This is a genomic window from Candidatus Nitrosocosmicus sp. T (genome assembly GCF_054408485.1).
The window spans coordinates 957,254-976,304 of sequence record NZ_CP166992.1 but is presented as its reverse complement, the minus strand read 5'-3'; the positions used below and the strand labels follow the sequence as shown (position 1 = coordinate 976,304).

Below are 19,051 nucleotides of genomic sequence, written 5' to 3'. Positions count from 1 at the left end.
TCCACAAGATAGAATATAAATATATGTATATACCTTATTCACGCTCTTCGAGAATATGCTGCTTCTCGGTACTAAAAAAAGAAATGAGGATAGACTTGGAACTGGGTTTTTCTCTTCTATTCTATCTGCCTTGATGGTCAGTTAATGAAGTCAATTATTAACCATCATTCTATTAGAAATATTATCGCCTTTGCACAGACCTATTAATCAATAATGTTGACAGTGAGCCATAAATCATGTTTCATCATTCAATAGCAAAAAAGGTTACTAAAATGAAATGAAAAAAAATATATCTTTGCATATTTTAACAGGTTATAAGCGGCGTGGTTCAAGAACAGAACAGTGGAAATACGGCTACAGCTCCTTCTGCTGCAGCTTCAGCTTCTACGACAAAAAAAGACAATAGATCAGAAAATGCAATAGATTCAAATCAAAAAACTCTATTAGATTTCAAAAAGTCGTTAATAGAAGAGCAAAAAGTAGGGGAAACCCAAATTGAGAAAATTAACGAAAGGATTGAAGAGACAAAGAAGGTTATTGACGAAGAAAGAGTAAAGTTAGAAGCTGAAAGGCTAAAACTTAAACAAATTAATGAAGTAAAGGATGCAGATTATGCAAAATTTACAGAGCTAAAAAACAATCTGATTGAAGAAAGGAAAAGAATGAGATCTCTGGATACCAAAGCTTCTAGCGGAGGTCCAAGAGCAAGACGAGACAAGTACAATATATCCAATTTAACAAAGGCACTAGAGCAAATAGAGAGAGACATTCAAACAAAGAAATTATCAAAGGACGAAGAAAGGAGGTTGGTCTTAAAATCAAAGGAAATAGCTACTAGGTTACATGCATTACGTGTTATTCACAAGAAGGAAGACACCTACAAGTCAATGGCAACAAAGTTTGAGGACATAAAGGGAAAAATGAATGATATATTTGATCAAAAAGCTGATGTAGGAAAGATAATTGGCAAAATAAAGTCAAATTTAGATGAATTGCTGAATACAAGGGAAGAACTTTACGAGCAAAGACGAGGTGTAATTCATAGGGTTAGAGAAGCCGGGGCAAAAATCGAAATGGTAGATACCCAACTGAATGCTATTGAATTTAAGAGAAACAGGTTACAGCATTCTTCAGAAAGACAAAGACGTTATAGCCCAGAAAGAAAGACCAGGCATGAAATACCTCAAGACAAGATGCGCAAGAACAGAGAAAATCAAGACTTGTGGAATTCGTTAAAAGAAGTTGCCATGAAGAAAATGTCGAGCGGAGAAAAACTTACCTTCGATGAAATGAAATTGATTTATGCAGAAGAATCTGACTAATAATGAATAGTTAGGGTAAATCATTTATTAATTTTTTACGACTATGCTAATTGTATGCTTTGAAAGCTGAAGACGTTATTTTAAGCATATACTAGTTTAATTCTTATCTATATTTTTTTAAAAATATTGCTAACCAAATTTCAATGCTCCTTAATATGGGACTTGATGATTCATATAATAGCGTCCTGCGATCGGCAGAAGGCTTACTACCTAGCATAATGAAAATAATAAGAGAAATCATGATATTCCATATTGATTCCAGATTTTCAACAAGTACGGCAATAGAATAAATATAATACTATTAAATAATCAAATAACTAGCGAATCAAACTTTAGAATGAAATCATCGGGATAGATACAATGATATTTTGAAATAGATAGAGATGCAATAAATTTACAAAAGATAACCAAGGTAGATAAATCAATTAATTTTAAATATCTTAAAAACACGATTTAACGCTTAAAACAAAAAGTCTATGAACCTTGACTATGAATGACATCGTGAGCGCAATTATTACAAGACTCTACGCCTATAGCAATTGACCTTTTATGATCAAACAATGTACTAATATTAGGACGACCCCGGAGATCCCTTTAACGACTTGATTATATAATATATTGAGACTTTTATTCCCGTTTTGGACTTGGTTGTTTAAATTGCTGACACTTAGAGACATCTAGAGACACTAGACGACACCAAAGCATAATCAATTATCCAAATTATAATGTATATAGATCGCTTAAATATAATTTCAGATAAACTTTAAAAATTAAAACCTTGGGCTATTACTTATAGAAAATGTCCTTTACGTTCTAAGTATTTTCATATATTAAATGCTATCTGATAAAAATTTTATTAAATGTTTAGTATATAAATAATGTATATAATGCTCAAAGACTCAGCAGAAAGATTCCTTATGGATAAAAGAATAACCCCCTAATATATCAAATAGTCATTTTCTTGCTCGTTCAATCCAATTTGCGGGTATAATCTGTCATATGACTTTTTAACATCGTCGACTGCCATTGTCTTAAATGATTTAATTGAAAACACCTGTAGCGATTATACTCTAGCCCAAGCCGCTGACGCCACCCCTCTCCCTCAAAACTGTAGGGTTGAGCATAGTTTGGGTTATTTGCTTCATCAAGCAGATTATATTTTTAGTGTAGGGTATTTGCCCTCAGAAGGATAAGTCCGTTAATCATCTCATTGCCCTAACAGGCTTCGTCATATAACTTGGTCGGCCAGCAAATGTCAATCCATTCATCTTCTTCATCAAAATGTCAGGTTTCAATTTCCTTTAATTAATTCGTCTAAAAGGTCGTTCATTAGTTTACAGATGACAAATACTAATATTAGCAACAACTTTTTCAAAAGCAATAGGGATAGTGTAAACACAGTCAATGGATCATAGGTTTTATTTCCATGGAAATTGACGATGCAATGAAGGAGCTCACATAACCTTTTTAATCTTAACCATTGATTCATGACGATATTATTCCCACTAAATTCTTCTAATCCACGTCGTATTTTCTTCCGATTGTTGCGGGCTAATTTCCTGATTGGGTTTATTTCCTTTATTTTTATTTGCTTAAGAGACAGAGTCAGCTGAAACAAAAATATCCGTTTAATTAACATATTATAACATGTATAAACATGTTATAATATATAACTATATCGAATAATATATTTTCATATGTTAATAGAAATTATTAAACGGAAGCACATGCTGTCATATTTATGCCCGTCAAGAGGGGAGGAAGAAGCGTAGTTACGGTTGAGATCTTTGTTGAGAATTATGAAAAGATGAAACAAAGAGCAATCCAAAAGCGTATTAATATTAAGGAATATGTAAACGATTTTTTACAAGTATATTTAGAGAAAGAGGAATTTCTATCACGGGTTGCGCCCTCCTTATCAGTCGATTCGTATCAAGGAAATAGAATAACCTTAAAGGATGTCAAAAAGAAAATTCTAGTTGATGTGTTCTATGTAAATGGTGAATTGCAATGTGAAACAGATCAATCAAATAATTGTATTCACACAAAATTTATCTGGATGATCCCTGAAATTTCCAAAATCAAAACAAATGGTAAAAAAATTAACGAATAAGGTGTATATTTATGTCTGTAAAAGCCCGTGATAGTATCTTGTTAATATAACTAAGAAACCAAAGCCTTAGTGTTCCAAACTAGACTTTTTATCGATTTCGCCCTTACTCATGGTTGCACCAGTGAGGGACCTGTTTAATTGTTTATCTGAACACTTTTTAGTCTCTTCAAAAATCGTCTTTATGATGCAAAGGGTTTATCTGGCACCATATGGCGTTGGCTTAGGCCACGCCAGCAGACTCTTAATATTAGCAGAGAATATAAAAAGACCCGGCATTGAAATGCTCTTCTCATCATTTGGTGAGGCGCGCAACTATATACAGAGACAAGGCTTTGAGTGTAAAAAAGTTCCCCCAGTGGAATTTATGTGGGGAAAGGATGGGCAATTCTCAGTCAAAAATAATATAAATAAAATACCACAATGGCTTGTCAATTTACCTGTCCAAGTGAATAAGGAAATAAAATATATGAAGAACTTTGGTCCCCAGATAGCGATATCTGATTCTCGATTATCCCCGCTTATAGCCGCTAAAATATTAAACATACCAAAGATCTTAATAATTAATCAGATTAAACTTCTACTAACTCCCAGATTGCGAGAGTTCAAGGCTGGAAGATTTTTCGAGACTTGTAATGGTGAGCTTATGGGAGGAATGTGGAAAATGTCAGACAGAATCCTGATACCAGATTTGCCTCCACCATACACCATTTCAGAAAGTACAATAAATTCCGTAAAATCAATCAAATCAAAATTAGATTATGTAGGGTTTGTAACCCCTAGGGCAAAAATTACTGAAGATAGTATTTCCAAAGCTAAGGCAGATCTACAGTTTGAAAATGGAAAACCGCTTGTTTTTGTCCACATTAGTGGACCTACGGGTACAAGGATACCGATAATAATGAAGCTCATTGATCTTTTTAAGAAGCAGCCTTCAATTCAATTTGTTTTCTCTGAAGGAAAGTCTAGCGGCAGTATAGTACCAAGAAAAATTTCTAGCAATATGTGGTATTTTGAATGGTGTCCATACAAAGACGAAATATTTTATCTTTCGGATGTCATTATTATGCGTGGTGGACACACTGCTATATCGCAAGCCATTCAATATGGAAAGCCAATTTTATCTATTCCTATTGAGAGTCACGGAGAGCAACTGTCAAATTCATCCAAGATTGAGAGACTCGGGATAGGCAAGACGATTGATTCAAAAACAATGAATCAAACCACCCTTGTCAATGTATTAAACGAATTGATTTGTAATAGCTCCTATGAAGACAGAATACTGAATTTAATGAAAATTAGTAATAAACTAGATGGTATTCAAAACATCAAGGATATCGTTCTTTCTTACATCTAATGAAAATTTCTTCTTACGAATTAAGTCTCTATTGGGGTTTGCATACTCGGTCACAATCTTATCAAAATCCTTTGGCTCGCTGTCAATTAAATAATTTTGTATAGAAGAGGTGGCGGAATTCCTAGTATAATTTGGGTCTATTAATTTTGTTAATTCTCTTTCTAACAGCCCAGGAGGAAACCTAAAAAGAAGGGGTGTGAGAAGCATTTTTTCTGATTGATGGAACAATCTAATGTTTTTCTGAATAAACCAGTTAGGATGAATGTAGGGAACAAATGGAAAACTAACAAGAAAGGATTCAAAATTTGAATCAACTAAAATCTTGATAATAACTTGCTCATAAATTAAGTGCTGAATTTGATTCCATTTGTCCTTGTCCTTGTCCTTGTACTTGTACCTGTCCTTGTACTTGGACAGACCACGCTCCTTTGATACGATGTTGGCAGTTTCTAAAGATGCTGATTCAACAATTACCGTCATAGAGAATAAATAGAAAGTAATTGAGTCGATGGGGTAATTCCTAATTATTACATCAAATTTTCTCAATTGTTTTATTAGTTGAAGCCGATCTGAAAAGAAAAATATCGGTATAGGCATATACCCTGAATCTAAAACTTGCACTAGCGACAACATGGAGCAATCGTCATAAAGAGGACATACCACCATTTCCTGTACATAATTAAAAGGAGTACGATCAGAGCCCTTAAGCACCAATAAGCTCACGAATGCAATTTTGTTTCCAATAAGGATGTACAATATTTTGTCTGCTTGAGACTCATCTTTTACAGAAACAAGGCCCTTTGCTTTGCTGGATAATTCACTTTGAAGAAAGAAATCAAGATCATATTTATTATATATGAAGTCACCATCTCTGGGCTTGGTCAACTTTGAACTTTCTATCTTGACCAGATATTTTTCACCGTCCATTAAGAACTTATTTGCAATTGATAAGGCGCTACTAGATAAAGTATCATACTGAAGTTTTTTCGTTATACCTATAAAAATATAAGATATTCCCGCCAACTTCCCTAATATCTCAGTAGCTTGAACTAGTTGTGAATCGTTATCTAAGAATATGATTATGTAATATCCCTCCTTTTTGATGGACTTTATTTTGTATTTATAAGAACTGAGCAAGGCAGTGGCTGATTTTTTTAATAAATTTATAAATGAAATAGATTTAAATGTGGACTCTATCACGATAGCTTTTCTATTGTCTGCGGATAATGTAAAGTTGGTGTTACTCATTTTAGAATCATACAAACCAGATGGATTACAAGAACATTCATCTATAAGAGAAACAGTTATGAATTTATGAAATCAAGAATATTCTTGCTATCGGGGGCATTAGGTACACGTTGAAGATATTCCCTAAACGATTCTTTTGCAGAAGTTTCATTACCGAGGTTTAAGTATGCAATACCCAGATTCTTATAAATCGGTCCGTAGCGTGATGGACTAATATTTATGGCGTCCAAATAATGTTGTCTCGATTGCAGATAGTTTTTCCTCTTTAGGTAATAGTTTCCCAATCCTCTATGGGCCAAATAAAATTTTGGATTTATTTTTATAATTTTTTGATAAAGTTCAACACATTTTTCATCGTCTTGCTCATTAAGAATTCCGGCCATCATTAACAATAATTGTGGATTATCCTTCTCATCTACAAAATTGTTAAATGTATTTGTAAGCAATTCTAGAGCTTCTTTAGTTTTACCTTTGATTTTTAGTCTTTCGACTTCTAAAGAAATTCGATTCGTTTTTTCAAACTTAAAAGAGCTATTTTTGAGTATATCTTTGGCATCCTCTGGATATATCATCATGGTTAAATAATCCTCCTGTGCCCATTCGCTAAAAAATCTTTCTTCCGGTATGGCTCCAAATGAATCGGGTTCAGGGACATAAGTTAGTAATCTTTTTTCCTCAGGATCATAACCAGTCACGATGGTAGCAAATTGAATCGTCTCATTTATACCAGGTAAGATAACGATTAATGGGATTCCTTGACCAAGTCGTTTCTTCAAATCATCTAAAGAGCCCTGATATACTTTGGATAATAAATTGAATCTTTCTTCAATTATTTCTAACCCTTCTATAAAAATGGTACCCTTATGACTCGTATATTGTGTAGATCTCTGTAAAATATCTTCATCTGGTGTCATTTCGCCCCAGAATTTCGTTAATACATTTAATACAAGTGGAAAAACTACATTATCTTCATTTTTGCTAACAAGGGGAAGTGTTATCTGTATATTATTATCTTTTTCATTCTTGTACACACCGTAACTATACTAGATAGTAAATAAAAATCATAATGTTAATTCATATGAATGGTTAGAAAATGCTTGTGTACATCTTAATGTATATTGAGGAAATTCTCCAAAAGGTGCTTTCCAGGTTTGCCGCTTTTTTCAGGATGAAACTGTGTACCAAATAGTGGTTTTTTATTAAGACAGAATAATTCGTTATCACAGTGAGAAGATGTTCCAAGTAACTTAAAATCATCAGACAGGGTTGAAATACAAAAATTATGACTCTCATACATCTTAACCGATTTATAACCTTCAAGTATTGGCGTCGGTTCTAACAGATCAATTTTAATTGTATCTCTAATCTTTTGAATTTTCTTTAATGTACAACCTAGAGTCAATCCTAGAATCTGCCCGCCATAACAAATTCCCAACAATGGTTTGTCTAATACTAGACAACCCTTCACAATACGAGAATTAATCTTGTTGATAAGGGAGGAGTTTCGTTGTCGTCCTGACAATATGACGCTATCAAATCGCTGTAGCAACTCTAAATGGGCGTCAAGTGCATGGATTTGATTACAATCATAGCATTCAAAATCATTTTCAAGTTCATTTAATAATTCTACAATATCACAAATGTACGGTGAAAAGTTGTTTATCAAAAGTGTTTTCAAGTGTGTTTAGACTTATTATATAAATCGAAATTATTTTTAGTTTGCTATTAACCTATGAATCAAACTCAAAATAGAGAGTTACATATTTGATCATGATACAATCGATAAAATATTATTGCAATTGTCCCCTTGTAATATTGATACCAGGGATCAAATTGAGAGCCAGAAAGCCGATAATATTGGTGGATGATTCACCCCAGTCACAAAAGATACTAGAACTGTTCAAAAATAATAAGATAGAATTCGTAAAATATCACATAAAGAAATTTGAAGAAAGCTGTTGCGGAGAGTTACCAACTACGAAAGCCCCTTCTGTTATTGCAGCCGAAGGGATCTTCAAGGAAGAATCGCTAATTATGAATTATATTGAACATGTAAAACAAAAAAAAGAGAAGGAAGATAGAGGAGATAGTAAAAATAAAAACACACAAAAAAATCAAATAGATGAAACAGATAGCGCTTATTGGTAGTCAGATTTCAAATATCTCAGATCACGTCAAACGAAAATATGTGTTTGGTCAGAAATGAGTGCGCAGCATCTATCTTAATCCGCTCCTGTTTCATAGAATCGCGAAACCTGACTGTTACGGAGTCATCCTCAAGTGTTTGATGATCAATAGTAAAGGCAAAAGGTGTTCCGATTTCTTCAAGACGACGATAACGACGTCCGATTGAGCCAGATTCATCATAGAAAATATCAAAATCTCTTTGAATATTGGATAGAATCCTAGATGCTTTATCCTTAAACTCTTGTTTCTTTACTAGTGGAAGTATACCTGCGTGAATAGGTGAAAGATATGGTCTTAATTTCAAGACAACTCGATCATCGTTCTCCCTATCTACAAAATACGAATGTTCTAGTATAGAGTAAATACACCGATCTACCCCCAGAGAGAGTTCAAATACGTGTGGCAATACTTTAGTATCGTCATCCATTACTTCAAGATTAGTCTTACTAGTTACTGAGTGAGACTTTAGGTCGTAATCTGAGCGGTAGTTGCAAGCAACTAATTCTAACCATCCTATGGACGTATCAACCTCGAAGTCAAATGCAACTGTAGAATAAAAAGCCTTTTCTTGATCTGACAAACGTCTGAGTCTAGTTCTTTTCTTGTCTATCCCGGTCTTATCAAAGAACTCAACGAGTAATGCTAAATAATAAGCTACTAACTTATTTGGCAATATCTTTTGTTCTAATGCTTGTTCAACGGAAAGTTCCACTATACGAGTATCAAAAAATCTCAAAGTGGTATTCTTTATTTCATCATATTTGCTAAAATCATCTAATTTTGCAGCGTTACAAAACACTTCGATCTCCGCCTGATAAAACTCCCTAAGGCGTAAAAGTCCCTGTCTTGGCGATATTTCATTTCTAAAACTCTTACCTACCTGAGCTATACCTAAAGGTAATTTACCCCTACTAACTTTAAATATTCTAGAGAAATCAACAAAAATGGACTGGCATGTCTCAGGTCGTAAGTAAGCCTCGTCTCGATTTGGTCCAATCTCTACCTTAAACATCATGTTAAATCTTTCAGATTTAGAAATTTCACCTTTACATAGAGGACATTTAATATTGTTCTGTATTATCAAATTATCAACATTTTCATTTTCCAATCTTTCCGGAACATCTATGTTGGCCACTTCTTGTATCAGCTTATCTGCCCTAAAGGAGCTAGAACATTTTTTACATTTAACAACTGGATCGGTAAAATTTGTTAAGTGACCTGAAGCCATGAATACATTTTTGCTCATTATTTGAGATCCATCAATTTCAAGCATGTTGTCTCTTCGAACTAATTCTCTTCTCCATAGCTCCAAGAACTTATTTTTCATTCTTACACCATTGGGTCCATATTCCCAAAATCCTGCATTTGCATCAGAATATAATTCACTACTTGGAAAATAAAATCCTCGCTCTAGCGCTAACTGTATTATTTCATCATATGTATTCATCGATAATATTCATATATGAAAATTCAGATCCTTAAATCTATTTGTGGGAAAAAAATATTGTATTGGTATCTTTTTTATGAAAAAAATAAAAAAAAACAGAACCGATTTTAATAAAAATTACTCTATATCGAGATTTTGATGATATTGAGTAGTTCTGAATATTACAAAATCAGATCAAAAACAAAGATATCAAAGACAATGGTAGAGGGGAATCTCATAAGCAATACTAGGTATGGTCTCTCACATTATTATTAAATAATTGCCACAGAAAACGTGGCCTCTCTTGTTAACAAATTAAGTTTAATCTTTGTCAGATTGCTAGACTATTCTTGAAGCTAAATATTCAGATGATTAAATTTAATCAAATTTTATGTTATATTTTGATTGGGATCTTTGTCTTCGAAAGTAACCTCCTCATTTGTCACGTCAGCAGTAATTATTTTGGTCTCCTTTACTGGCTTCTTTTTTATAACTACCTCCTCGCGAATATATGGATTCTTAATTATGACTGGGACCTCTCTTTTCAGCGGAATAGAAATTTGCGTTCTCGAAGATACTGGTTTTTCAATTTCAGTTCGTCCTTCCCCTAGGTTTTGATTAGGAGAATCTTTCGTACCTTTTTCTTCATTGTTAAAAGGTATACGTTCAATGTTAACTTTTTCATAAGTCAAATCTATCTCAACAGTTCTTGTTTCTTTAATTGGCTCTTTAATAATATCGACATTATCCTCGACGACCTTTTTTGACACCACTAGATTCTCTCCTATTAGAGGAATTTTAGTTTCCATTTCCTTGGACATATCCGATGATTTAAATGTAGAATAATCTTTGAACTTCGGTTCAGTTGTTTCCTCATATCCAGATAATTCGTTTTCGTTAACTTTAACTCGTAGTATATCACCATCGAAACTCTCGGCGGTTGAAATCGGTATTATGTACCTTTTCTTGTTCAATAATCCCTTTTGTACTACAATAAAATTATCACCAATCTCTACAACTTCTCCAAGATCCAAACCGTCGGTGCCAATTACTTCCTTTTTAACAACATTTGTCCAATCTATATTATCGTTATTGTTACTAACATGCACATTCTATAGTTATAATAAGATATATAAAATAATATGGATTGTGATTTTAACAGCAATAATTTATTATATCCCAGATTAAAATATCTCTTCCTTTATATTACCCGGAAATTTTAGAGTAAGTTTTTCTCGACTAACTTCAACATCGATTTTTCGTTTTTCTTCCACCTGATATTTCTTTAGTACAATCTCGGCTAGTTTTACCATCTTCTTATTTATAACGATTTCCTCTCCCCATAACTCTAGTATCTGTTGGTTATTATTATGGTCTGCCTTCGTTCCATCTGAAAGCGCTAATGGTTTCTCACTTGATATATTTTTATCAGAATCTTTTCCTCCTGGTTCTAAGCAAACAATTTCTATTTCACTCCCTGCTGGTTCAGCTTGTTTGTTGTTTTCAAGATCTGTTCTTTCATGTAAAAACACATCAGAAATTTTACTTTTAATTCGGGAGAATATTTCGCTTAGCTCTTTATCATTAAAAGAATCGAATACCTTACCATTTATGAATATCTCTTCATATTTTAATGGTATCTCAATTTTCTTCTTAACCGTAATCCATTTCTTTTCAATTACCAACTTTCCTTTTTCTGTTTTTTTAGTAACGTCAAGTTTTTCGTTGAACAATGGAATTTTTCTCACCAGTTCTTCGGTTTTGATAAGCCCATCACTTTCGGGATTATCTTGGCCTTCAAAATTGTTGATTTTTTGATCGCCAGATAATTTCATATCGAATTTATTTTCATCAGTTTGAGAGACCATCTATCTAACCTATGGTATTATGATATAAATGTTATATACATCTATTAGAAAGAGTATAAGAAAAAAATATCAGCGATTCATTTTGTTTTTTTTTCCAAAACTGATCCCTGATAAATAGTATGTTTCATGTGACTTGGTTTAATAACTACAGGATAAGAATCAAAAATTATTTCGCTATGATTATCAAGTACAAGAATAACTCTCTCCGATTGTCTAGCATGAAGCTTCTCCTCCTTTATCCTAATCATAAGACTACTTGATTGTCTCGACTAATAAGTTTAAAAAAATGAACCCTACTAAATCCTCAACAACTAGACTAAACAGATTTTTGACGATATCTCAGCCAGCCTGAATTACTTGCTTCTTTGAAATCCCAGTTGACTATTGATTCAAAAACAGAAATCAGCTAAACCAGGCTCGTTGTGTGTGTATCAATTGATAAAAATCTTGATAGAGATAGTGATAGACAAAAGTGAAACAAAGAACACAGTATTATTTTCATTAAAATATTCTCCCCCGTCATCCATGATAATTGTTAACATTAAATTTTATTTTAGGAAGGTAATAAAGGCTCTGCAAAGGGTAACGCTCCTTAATTTGGTCAGTCATTCTTACAAGCCATGACATTTCAATTAATTAGGGTTTACAGAGCATAAGTTCCAAAAGACGCCTTTACTATCTTCTTTTCATTGAGCCTATCGACGGATTTGGGATAAATATCAATTATAAGATGGCATTTAAAATATCTATGGTTTCTAAAAAAACTCGGACTTGGAATATTCGATCTTTGAAATCCAGAATTTTGCTGGCGTTTACAATATTGAACAGCATTAACACCTGGTTCAAACAAAATGCTATAATCGATTCCTATAATTGCACTATTGTCAAAAGCTAAATTACACCGAACAATACTCGTTGATTAACGCGTATTCATTATCTTTTGCTCATTGGTTTATTTCATCCAAAACAAGCAACACACAGAATTGGTTAATCAAATATGAGATATACTCTTTCAGCCAGTACTTTTTCAAGGAAAAGTGAAAGCAAAAAATTTATGCAATCACAATTATCAATGACTATCACTTAACACATTTCTAACAAAATCTATATTATCAGCATCATTTCTTGTAGAGTCAACAGGTGTTTCCATTATAAATGGAACTTGACTTAATTTCTTGTTATTTATTAGGCATCTTAATCCACTTTCGCCAATTTTTCCCAAACCAACATGATGATGTCTATCAAGGTTAGACCCCAAGTCGCCTTTTGAATCATTCAAATGGATTATTTTCAAATTTTCTAGACCAATAATCCTATCTACATTATCAATGAGACTGGAAGCATCACTTTTATTAGATAAATCATATCCTGCAGCAAATAAGTGACAGGTATCGAGGCACAAACCAAAGTCATTCTTCCCAAGGATATCAAATATACTCTGGATTTCTTCAATCCGGCTTCCAATGCTATTTTTTTGTCCGGCACTATTTTCCAAAAGGATCTTTACTTTATTTCTTGATAGACCAAGGTCGCTGTACGAATGCAATGATTTTCTACATGCATTTACAAGTTGATTTATTCCATTTTTTGGTCCCTGACCTAGATGACTACCCAGATGTATAACAAGATAAGGTATCCCAAGCATATTACATCGTGTTATTTCGTCTTTTAATACTAATATGGATTTTTCATACATTTCACTTTTCGGTCCAGATAGATTAGGCAAATATGGCATATGCACTACAACGGATTCGGAATTTATTGGACTCTTTGTTAATTTTTCTTTGAAAATATCCGCTTCCTGCGGCGTCAATTCCTTGGTATTCCATTGTCTTGGACTTCTAGTGAATATCTGAAAGGCCGAACAGCCAATCCTTAATGCGTTATCAACCGAATTCGCAATACCACCACCAATTGATACGTGGACACCTAATCTGAGAACCACTATAAACAAAATTATATGTCAGAAATTTATAAGTTAATTATTTAGAAATAAATCTCCGGAGAATTTATCTTATGCAAACAAAGGGTAATAAATGCAAATATAGTGGCAATGGATAATAGGTGTATTCTCAATTCTAGCAAAATAACATTATGCATGTGATAGTTGTTCATGTTATTAAACTACTGAAAAACAAGGCAGATCATTTGGTTGCGAGCGGACATAATCCTAGGGGTAAGAACAAAGGAGGAAGCAGGTACCACAACTAGTTCCTTAACCCTATTCATACTCTTACAATGTCCGATGAAATACGTTCATCTAAAAGTATGCTATTTCTAGCGAAATAAGTTAATCCGCATATAATTTAGCAGTTATTATTCTTTAAACTGCTAAAAGAATCTACAAGATAGTTTCTCTGAATTTATCTCTATTGAATTCGGCATGATCTGGGACTCTCTAAAGGACTATTTTAGCAAGATTAAATTCAAAAGTCTGATATATTGAGTTATTTGGGCCCTGTGCCCTCGAGCGTTGATAATTATACGGAAAAAATATTCCAAATATCTCCTAGTAATTGGAACTTCTAAGGTTTAGGATTTTTTGTTAAAGGTTAAAAGGTAACAATGGAAATTATAACTCCAATTGAGCAACCTTATTTTTTTTAATAAGTTTAAAAAGAATTTTCTTTTATAATGTATTGCTCTGTGTGGAATCAACTTAAATGAGTTTGATATCCAAAAAATCAACGTTCTTTGAATCTACTCATTCTGTTCTGCTATGTTGACACCCGATCATCTGAATATATATACTGTTTGAAATAATTAAAGCAACAAAATAAGAATATACTATATAATTTATGGAAACCTTTTATATATAATGTGAAACGAGATTGATTAATACATAGCAATATCCTGTAATAAACACTCTAAACAGCACTGTATTAAAATAGTCATTTACACTTTATCGTTATAATAATTGGAGATATTTTTACTTAAGAATAATCAAAATAAATTAATATTATTTGTTTTCAAACTGCTTATATCGTATGTTTGAATCGTATGCTTAGACAAAGAGATGAATGATAAAGATCTAAATATTGTTTGGGTTTGTACTCAATGTAATCAAAATTTTCTATTTTATTCAGATGTCCAAGATCATAAAGCTAGCACCGGCCATTCAAAGATTTATAAATTTGATTTGTTATCAGGCCGGATGATTGACAGGATAGAGATGAGTTAATTTTAGAATATAAATTAATATTAGATATACATAAAAAGAGGACAATTATCATTTAATCAAAAGCCGGGGTCGCCTAGCCTGGAAGGGCGCAAGCCTGGAAATTAGGAAACTGAATAGCTTGTGGCCCGTGAGGGCCTCGAGGGTTCAAATCCCTCTCCCGGCGCCTTACTCGAGAATACAAAATGGATGGGTCGTAGGAATTCCATTAACCGAGAAAAATAGTCCATTTTTAAATCCTGAATTAAGAATTATTTAGCAATTTATGATCGGTTTACAATGACAAAGATAATACTACTAAAATTGTGCTAAAACCCTAAGAGAAAAATTTCTGTATTTTCTTTATTTTGAATCAAATTTGCTTTGCTGAGTTACCGGTTTCTAGCTCCCTGGTATAACACTACGAGTATAAACAACTAGTTGGCTAAAAGATTCAGAACAAAGATGCATCTTTCTACTCTCTTTTTCCTTTAATATCAAATACTTCGGTTTTTCCGTATGCATGAATGTCATGAGTAATGGTATCGAAATAATAATTATTTCCTATCAGATTAATTATCTCTTTTGAAACAACTATTTGATTTTTTTCTGCTATTCCTTCCAATCTACTTGCGAAATTAACATTAGTGCCTACAAGAGTTATTTGATTCCTAGATTTAGTTTCTAATAGTCCAAACAAAACGTTTCCTCTATGAATGCCACATTTCACAAATACATCTTCTAAACTAATTGATTTATCAACAAATTTAGTTAACCAGTATACTTTGATATCTTCAAATTTTTCTCTCAAATCTAAAGCTGCATTAATTGCGGCTGACGCAATTTCGCGTTTTTCATCCGATGGATATCCAAAGTACGCCATTACCCCATCTCCGATGAATTTATCGATTATTCCGTCATACCTATGAATAATATCATTTGCTTCTTGAAAATATAATTTTAAAAGTTCACTTATTGCGAACGGTTCATCAACTAACTTGTTGCACAAATTAGCAAATCCACTGATATCCCAAAATACAACAGAAAGATATTTGTTTTTCAATGTTCGCTGTTCATGGTCCATCAAGATATTGAGAATGTTTGAATCAAAATATTTCACTAGTTCATCCCTGCTAATATCAATATCTTTGATCATCTCTTCCTTTCATCCTCTTATACGAATCTAAATGTTTGTAATATGTTACAGGTTCCTTATTTACGACATTAAAAACAAATTGACATGGCTCTGTTTTTGACGCTTTTCAAACTACTCTACATTATACTCTGTCGGTGAAGTTGTATTTACTATGTAGTAACTTATCGAATTTATTATAGTATTCATATTTATTTAACTTCATAATGTAGAATTTATAATTGTATAGTCCCAAAGAAATATGGAGTTTAGGAGATTATAGAAGTAGAGGCCAATTTTTTCCTCCGGTATCTGCTCGATTGACAAAATTTGTAAAGTTGCAAGCAGACGATTCAGTTTTGGATATAGCATGCGGATATGGTAATACAGCGATAACTGCTCGAAGGATGGGAGCAAAAGTTACTGGAATTGATATTACTCCCAAGCTTTTAGCATTGGCAAAACAAGAAGAAAAAATTGCGGGTATTAGCGGGATAGACTGGAAAGAATGTGATGCAGAGGACCTACCGTTTGAAGATGAATCTTTTGATGTTGTTTTGTCAACCTTTGGTCACATTTTTGCAGCTAATCAAGGGTTAGCAGGTAAAGAAATGGTACGAGTTTTAAAGAAAGGTGGACGCTTAGGATTCACAAGTTGGCCACCAGAATTGGCTGTCGGAAAACTATCCGAAGTTGTTTCCAAATATAATACATTATCTTCTGAAGCATTTTCGCCTTATAACTGGGGAATGCCAGAAAGAGTGAAACAACTTTTGCCAGGTATTGAGGACATTTTCTTTGAAAGAGAAACAATTAGTATTCCCCTTCTGAGTCCGAAGCACTACTGGCAGGATACAATCACTAAAGCGGGTTTTATGATTCAGGTAATAAATTCCTTGGATAAAGATAAAATTGAATCCTTCAAAAAGGATTATATCAAAACTTTGGTGCCATATATTTCAGATAATGCATTGAGATTAGGATACCTTATAACAATAGCAAAGAAATAAGGAATTATAGTATTTCTTGTATTTCGAATGAGTCAATCATATTCTGAATGACAGGCAATGAATCATCAAATTCTTTGGGAATAGCGCCATAAGTTAATACGTATGCCCTATCACCAACTGCACTCCAAATTTGCAGATTGTTAAGTTCTGTACCTTCAAGCCTGTGGGTATTATGAATCTAATATGCTGGATAATCGGACAGAGTAGTATCCGAAGACTCGATTAGCTTTAAACTTTGAAAATAGATAAATAAATCGATAATCTGATATGAGTTTTTATACGTACTTCTTATTTCTTGAAAAACGACATTACAACGATTCTATAATTAATTTTCATTTCTAAATAACGGAAATACATTTAGTATACAATATTTGAAAATCTTCACTCTGATTCTCCTAGATAAAGAAATTTTCATCTCGCCAATGCATTGTTAATAATCATGACTATATTTGCCAAATTCAGTGTAAGTAAAATTTATAATTGCATTACTAATAGAGAGTAAGGGCATTTGATCTTTGTCAGTTTTACCAATATTTTTAAGTATCATCTAATTAAAAATTAAATATAGCCCATGGATACATTTCTATACCAATTCTACAAATAACTTCTTTTCCAATGCCTAGTTGACATGGAGAAATCCTGTAAATCTAATAATTCGGAAAATTCTTTTTATGAATAAATTAAAAGGGTGCGAGGGTTCAAAAGAATGAAGGTTATAATAAAAAAACTAGCAGACTAATTTTGTATTTCGTCTAACGTTTTGATAAATTTAATATGTTCACATTCGTGTAAAGCATTGCGAGTATCATGAAAACAACAATATAGAGTTTGCTTACCTATCATAACTTCAACATTACGCTTTAACTTATTATCTCCGATTACAAAACCATGATCATGTTGGAATTTGAGATAATAGTAATCCATCATCTGCTGTCGAGTACTGCATTCCAAGTCCTCTTTCTCTCCATTAGCACGGGTTTGTCCTAACATTCCTGTTTTTGTATGAGTTTGCAATCAATATAAATAGAGAAGTCTTACTATATATTCTTATTGAACATTGTACTATTAGAAAACGACTTAAAACTTAAATAGAATACAATTGATGAACCCACCATTGGTTCATGTCGTATCTGTCCCATATCTCACGTGTTGAGAAACTACAAATAGATTTCATCCTAAAAAAACTTGGTTCTGATAGCCCTCTCTGTATTTCTATGACCCTTTAGAATAGTATTTTTTCAAAATGGTTTGGAAATTTATTTGTATTCTGTCTTGTCAAGTATTGCTGCGGAATTCAAATCCCTCTCCCGGAGCTTTACTCTCGGAAACAGCCTATTAATATCAATCTTAAAATCTTAAAATCCATGGATATATTAGTAATTTTTTGCGTTAGAACTCAATAACCTAAACAATCATTAACTAGGAATTATCCAGAGGTTACCGAAATCATTGGAAAAGGTGACCAGAGTTTAATTTATTTAAAATAATATCAATAAGAATGATTGCTCCATCAGTTGTTTTCTCCACATCAGCGTCTAAATTGAAAGTGTAAAGATTAGTCAGACAAATAAATATTATTGACTTTTTGGTTTTGGTAGCTCAACTACTACATTACCTTGTACATTAACTAAGTATACAGGATCACCATTAAGATCAAATTTTGATGTTTTTGATACTTTCGTTACCATGGGCTGAACCTTTATAATCGCCCCATCATCAACGATATATTCATTCCAATCTTGAGTTATAGTTGTATAATTAACATCATGTGTTATCGATTGTTGTAATTGGGGTGGAGTATAGGATTTAGAATCTGCTTGACCTCGCTCATTTGATAACACCACAATTACATTTTGGATATCAATATTATAATCATTATTTTTTTTTCGGATTTTAGTGGCTATTAACTTAATCTTTAGAATGGAGTCGTCCGATAAATTATATCTACACCAATCTTCCCTTGAAACTGTAAAGTCTAATGGAGGTCTTAAGAAACTAGCCATTTAATTCTATGATTATTTGGTCATTATTAAATTCAGTGCTAATTAGGCTATTCAGGTTGTTATTGGAATATATGCTCATATGAAGAATTTGGTAGTATGGATTGTCTTTGCTAAAACTTTTGATTAAATGCTACTAACTATTACATAATTTTTAGCCATCAATAATATGGATTTTTCTCACTATTAATAAATATAGGTAACATATATAATCGTATGACTTGTAAGGTAATG

General features: G+C 32.7%; 16 protein-coding genes and 1 tRNA gene. 6 read left to right on the top strand and 11 right to left on the bottom strand.

What is annotated here, in order from left to right; genetic code table 11:
* Positions 1–323 precede the first annotated feature (323 nt).
* The 3 genes from AB0A59_RS05050 to AB0A59_RS05040 all read left to right on the top strand — a co-directional run bounded on the left by AB0A59_RS05050 (position 324) and on the right by AB0A59_RS05040 (position 4,789).
* A complete protein-coding gene (locus tag AB0A59_RS05050) occupies positions 324–1,322 on the top strand; it encodes a coiled-coil protein (protein ID WP_458747007.1) in 999 nt (332 codons plus the stop codon).
* 1,741 nt (positions 1,323–3,063) lie between these two features.
* On the top strand, positions 3,064–3,435 hold the full coding sequence (locus AB0A59_RS05045; RefSeq protein ID WP_458747006.1) for a hypothetical protein: 372 nt from the start codon (positions 3,064–3,066) through the stop codon (positions 3,433–3,435).
* A 181-nt stretch (positions 3,436–3,616) separates the two neighbouring features.
* A complete protein-coding gene (locus tag AB0A59_RS05040; RefSeq protein ID WP_458747005.1) occupies positions 3,617–4,789 on the top strand; it encodes a glycosyltransferase in 1,173 nt (390 codons plus the stop codon).
* Here the strand turns inward: AB0A59_RS05040 and AB0A59_RS05035 are convergent.
* The 3 genes from AB0A59_RS05035 to AB0A59_RS05025 form a co-directional block, all read right to left on the bottom strand.
* Positions 4,742–6,037 (bottom strand): hypothetical protein, encoded by a 1,296-nt coding sequence (locus tag AB0A59_RS05035; protein ID WP_458747004.1) that lies wholly within the window; start codon positions 6,035–6,037, stop codon positions 4,742–4,744. The two genes, AB0A59_RS05040 and AB0A59_RS05035, sit on opposite strands and share 48 nt — an antisense overlap.
* Positions 6,038–6,093: 56 nt before the next feature.
* Positions 6,094–7,068 (bottom strand): tetratricopeptide repeat protein, encoded by a 975-nt coding sequence (locus tag AB0A59_RS05030; protein ID WP_458747003.1) that lies wholly within the window; start codon positions 7,066–7,068, stop codon positions 6,094–6,096.
* A gap of 77 nt (positions 7,069–7,145) precedes the next feature.
* On the bottom strand, positions 7,146–7,703 hold the full coding sequence (locus AB0A59_RS05025) for a type 1 glutamine amidotransferase (protein WP_458747002.1): 558 nt from the start codon (positions 7,701–7,703) through the stop codon (positions 7,146–7,148).
* Between the two features lie 98 nt (positions 7,704–7,801).
* Here AB0A59_RS05025 and AB0A59_RS05020 point away from each other — a divergent pair, with 98 nt between their 5' ends.
* Positions 7,802–8,185, top strand: coding sequence for a hypothetical protein (locus AB0A59_RS05020; RefSeq protein ID WP_458747001.1), 384 nt, complete (start codon positions 7,802–7,804; stop codon positions 8,183–8,185).
* A 16-nt stretch (positions 8,186–8,201) separates the two neighbouring features.
* On the opposite strand, the gene AB0A59_RS05015 is transcribed toward AB0A59_RS05020, so the two are convergent.
* The 5 genes from AB0A59_RS05015 to AB0A59_RS04995 all read right to left on the bottom strand — a co-directional run bounded on the left by AB0A59_RS05015 (position 8,202) and on the right by AB0A59_RS04995 (position 13,463).
* Positions 8,202–9,671, bottom strand: a complete 1,470-nt coding sequence (locus AB0A59_RS05015; RefSeq protein ID WP_458747000.1) for a glycine--tRNA ligase — start codon at positions 9,669–9,671, stop codon at positions 8,202–8,204.
* Between the two features lie 368 nt (positions 9,672–10,039).
* Entirely contained in the window at positions 10,040–10,759 is a 720-nt protein-coding gene (locus AB0A59_RS05010; protein WP_458746999.1) for a YsnF/AvaK domain-containing protein, read from the bottom strand.
* Between the two features lie 75 nt (positions 10,760–10,834).
* Positions 10,835–11,518, bottom strand: coding sequence for a hypothetical protein (locus AB0A59_RS05005; RefSeq protein ID WP_458746998.1), 684 nt, complete (start codon positions 11,516–11,518; stop codon positions 10,835–10,837).
* 77 nt (positions 11,519–11,595) lie between these two features.
* Positions 11,596–11,766, bottom strand: coding sequence for a hypothetical protein (locus AB0A59_RS05000; RefSeq protein ID WP_458746997.1), 171 nt, complete (start codon positions 11,764–11,766; stop codon positions 11,596–11,598).
* Between the two features lie 821 nt (positions 11,767–12,587).
* A complete protein-coding gene (locus AB0A59_RS04995; RefSeq protein WP_458746996.1) occupies positions 12,588–13,463 on the bottom strand; it encodes a deoxyribonuclease IV in 876 nt (291 codons plus the stop codon).
* A gap of 1,298 nt (positions 13,464–14,761) precedes the next feature.
* Between AB0A59_RS04995 and AB0A59_RS04990 the strand changes: the two genes are divergently transcribed.
* A tRNA-Ser gene (locus AB0A59_RS04990) sits at positions 14,762–14,862 on the top strand.
* Between the two features lie 288 nt (positions 14,863–15,150).
* Here the strand turns inward: AB0A59_RS04990 and AB0A59_RS04985 are convergent.
* Positions 15,151–15,831 (bottom strand): adenylate/guanylate cyclase domain-containing protein, encoded by a 681-nt coding sequence (locus AB0A59_RS04985; RefSeq protein WP_458746995.1) that lies wholly within the window; start codon positions 15,829–15,831, stop codon positions 15,151–15,153.
* 218 nt (positions 15,832–16,049) lie between these two features.
* On the opposite strand from AB0A59_RS04985, the gene AB0A59_RS04980 reads away from it, so the two are divergent.
* Positions 16,050–16,817 carry a class I SAM-dependent methyltransferase gene (locus AB0A59_RS04980; RefSeq protein WP_458746994.1) on the top strand — a complete coding sequence of 256 codons (768 nt, stop codon included), beginning with the start codon at positions 16,050–16,052 and terminating at the stop codon, positions 16,815–16,817.
* A 735-nt stretch (positions 16,818–17,552) separates the two neighbouring features.
* Here the strand turns inward: AB0A59_RS04980 and AB0A59_RS04975 are convergent.
* Complete coding sequence (locus tag AB0A59_RS04975; RefSeq protein WP_458746993.1) at positions 17,553–17,831, bottom strand: hypothetical protein; 279 nt, start codon at positions 17,829–17,831, stop codon at positions 17,553–17,555.
* 560 nt (positions 17,832–18,391) lie between these two features.
* Entirely contained in the window at positions 18,392–18,820 is a 429-nt protein-coding gene (locus AB0A59_RS04970; RefSeq protein ID WP_458746992.1) for a hypothetical protein, read from the bottom strand.
* Between the last annotated feature and the right edge of the window lie 231 nt (positions 18,821–19,051).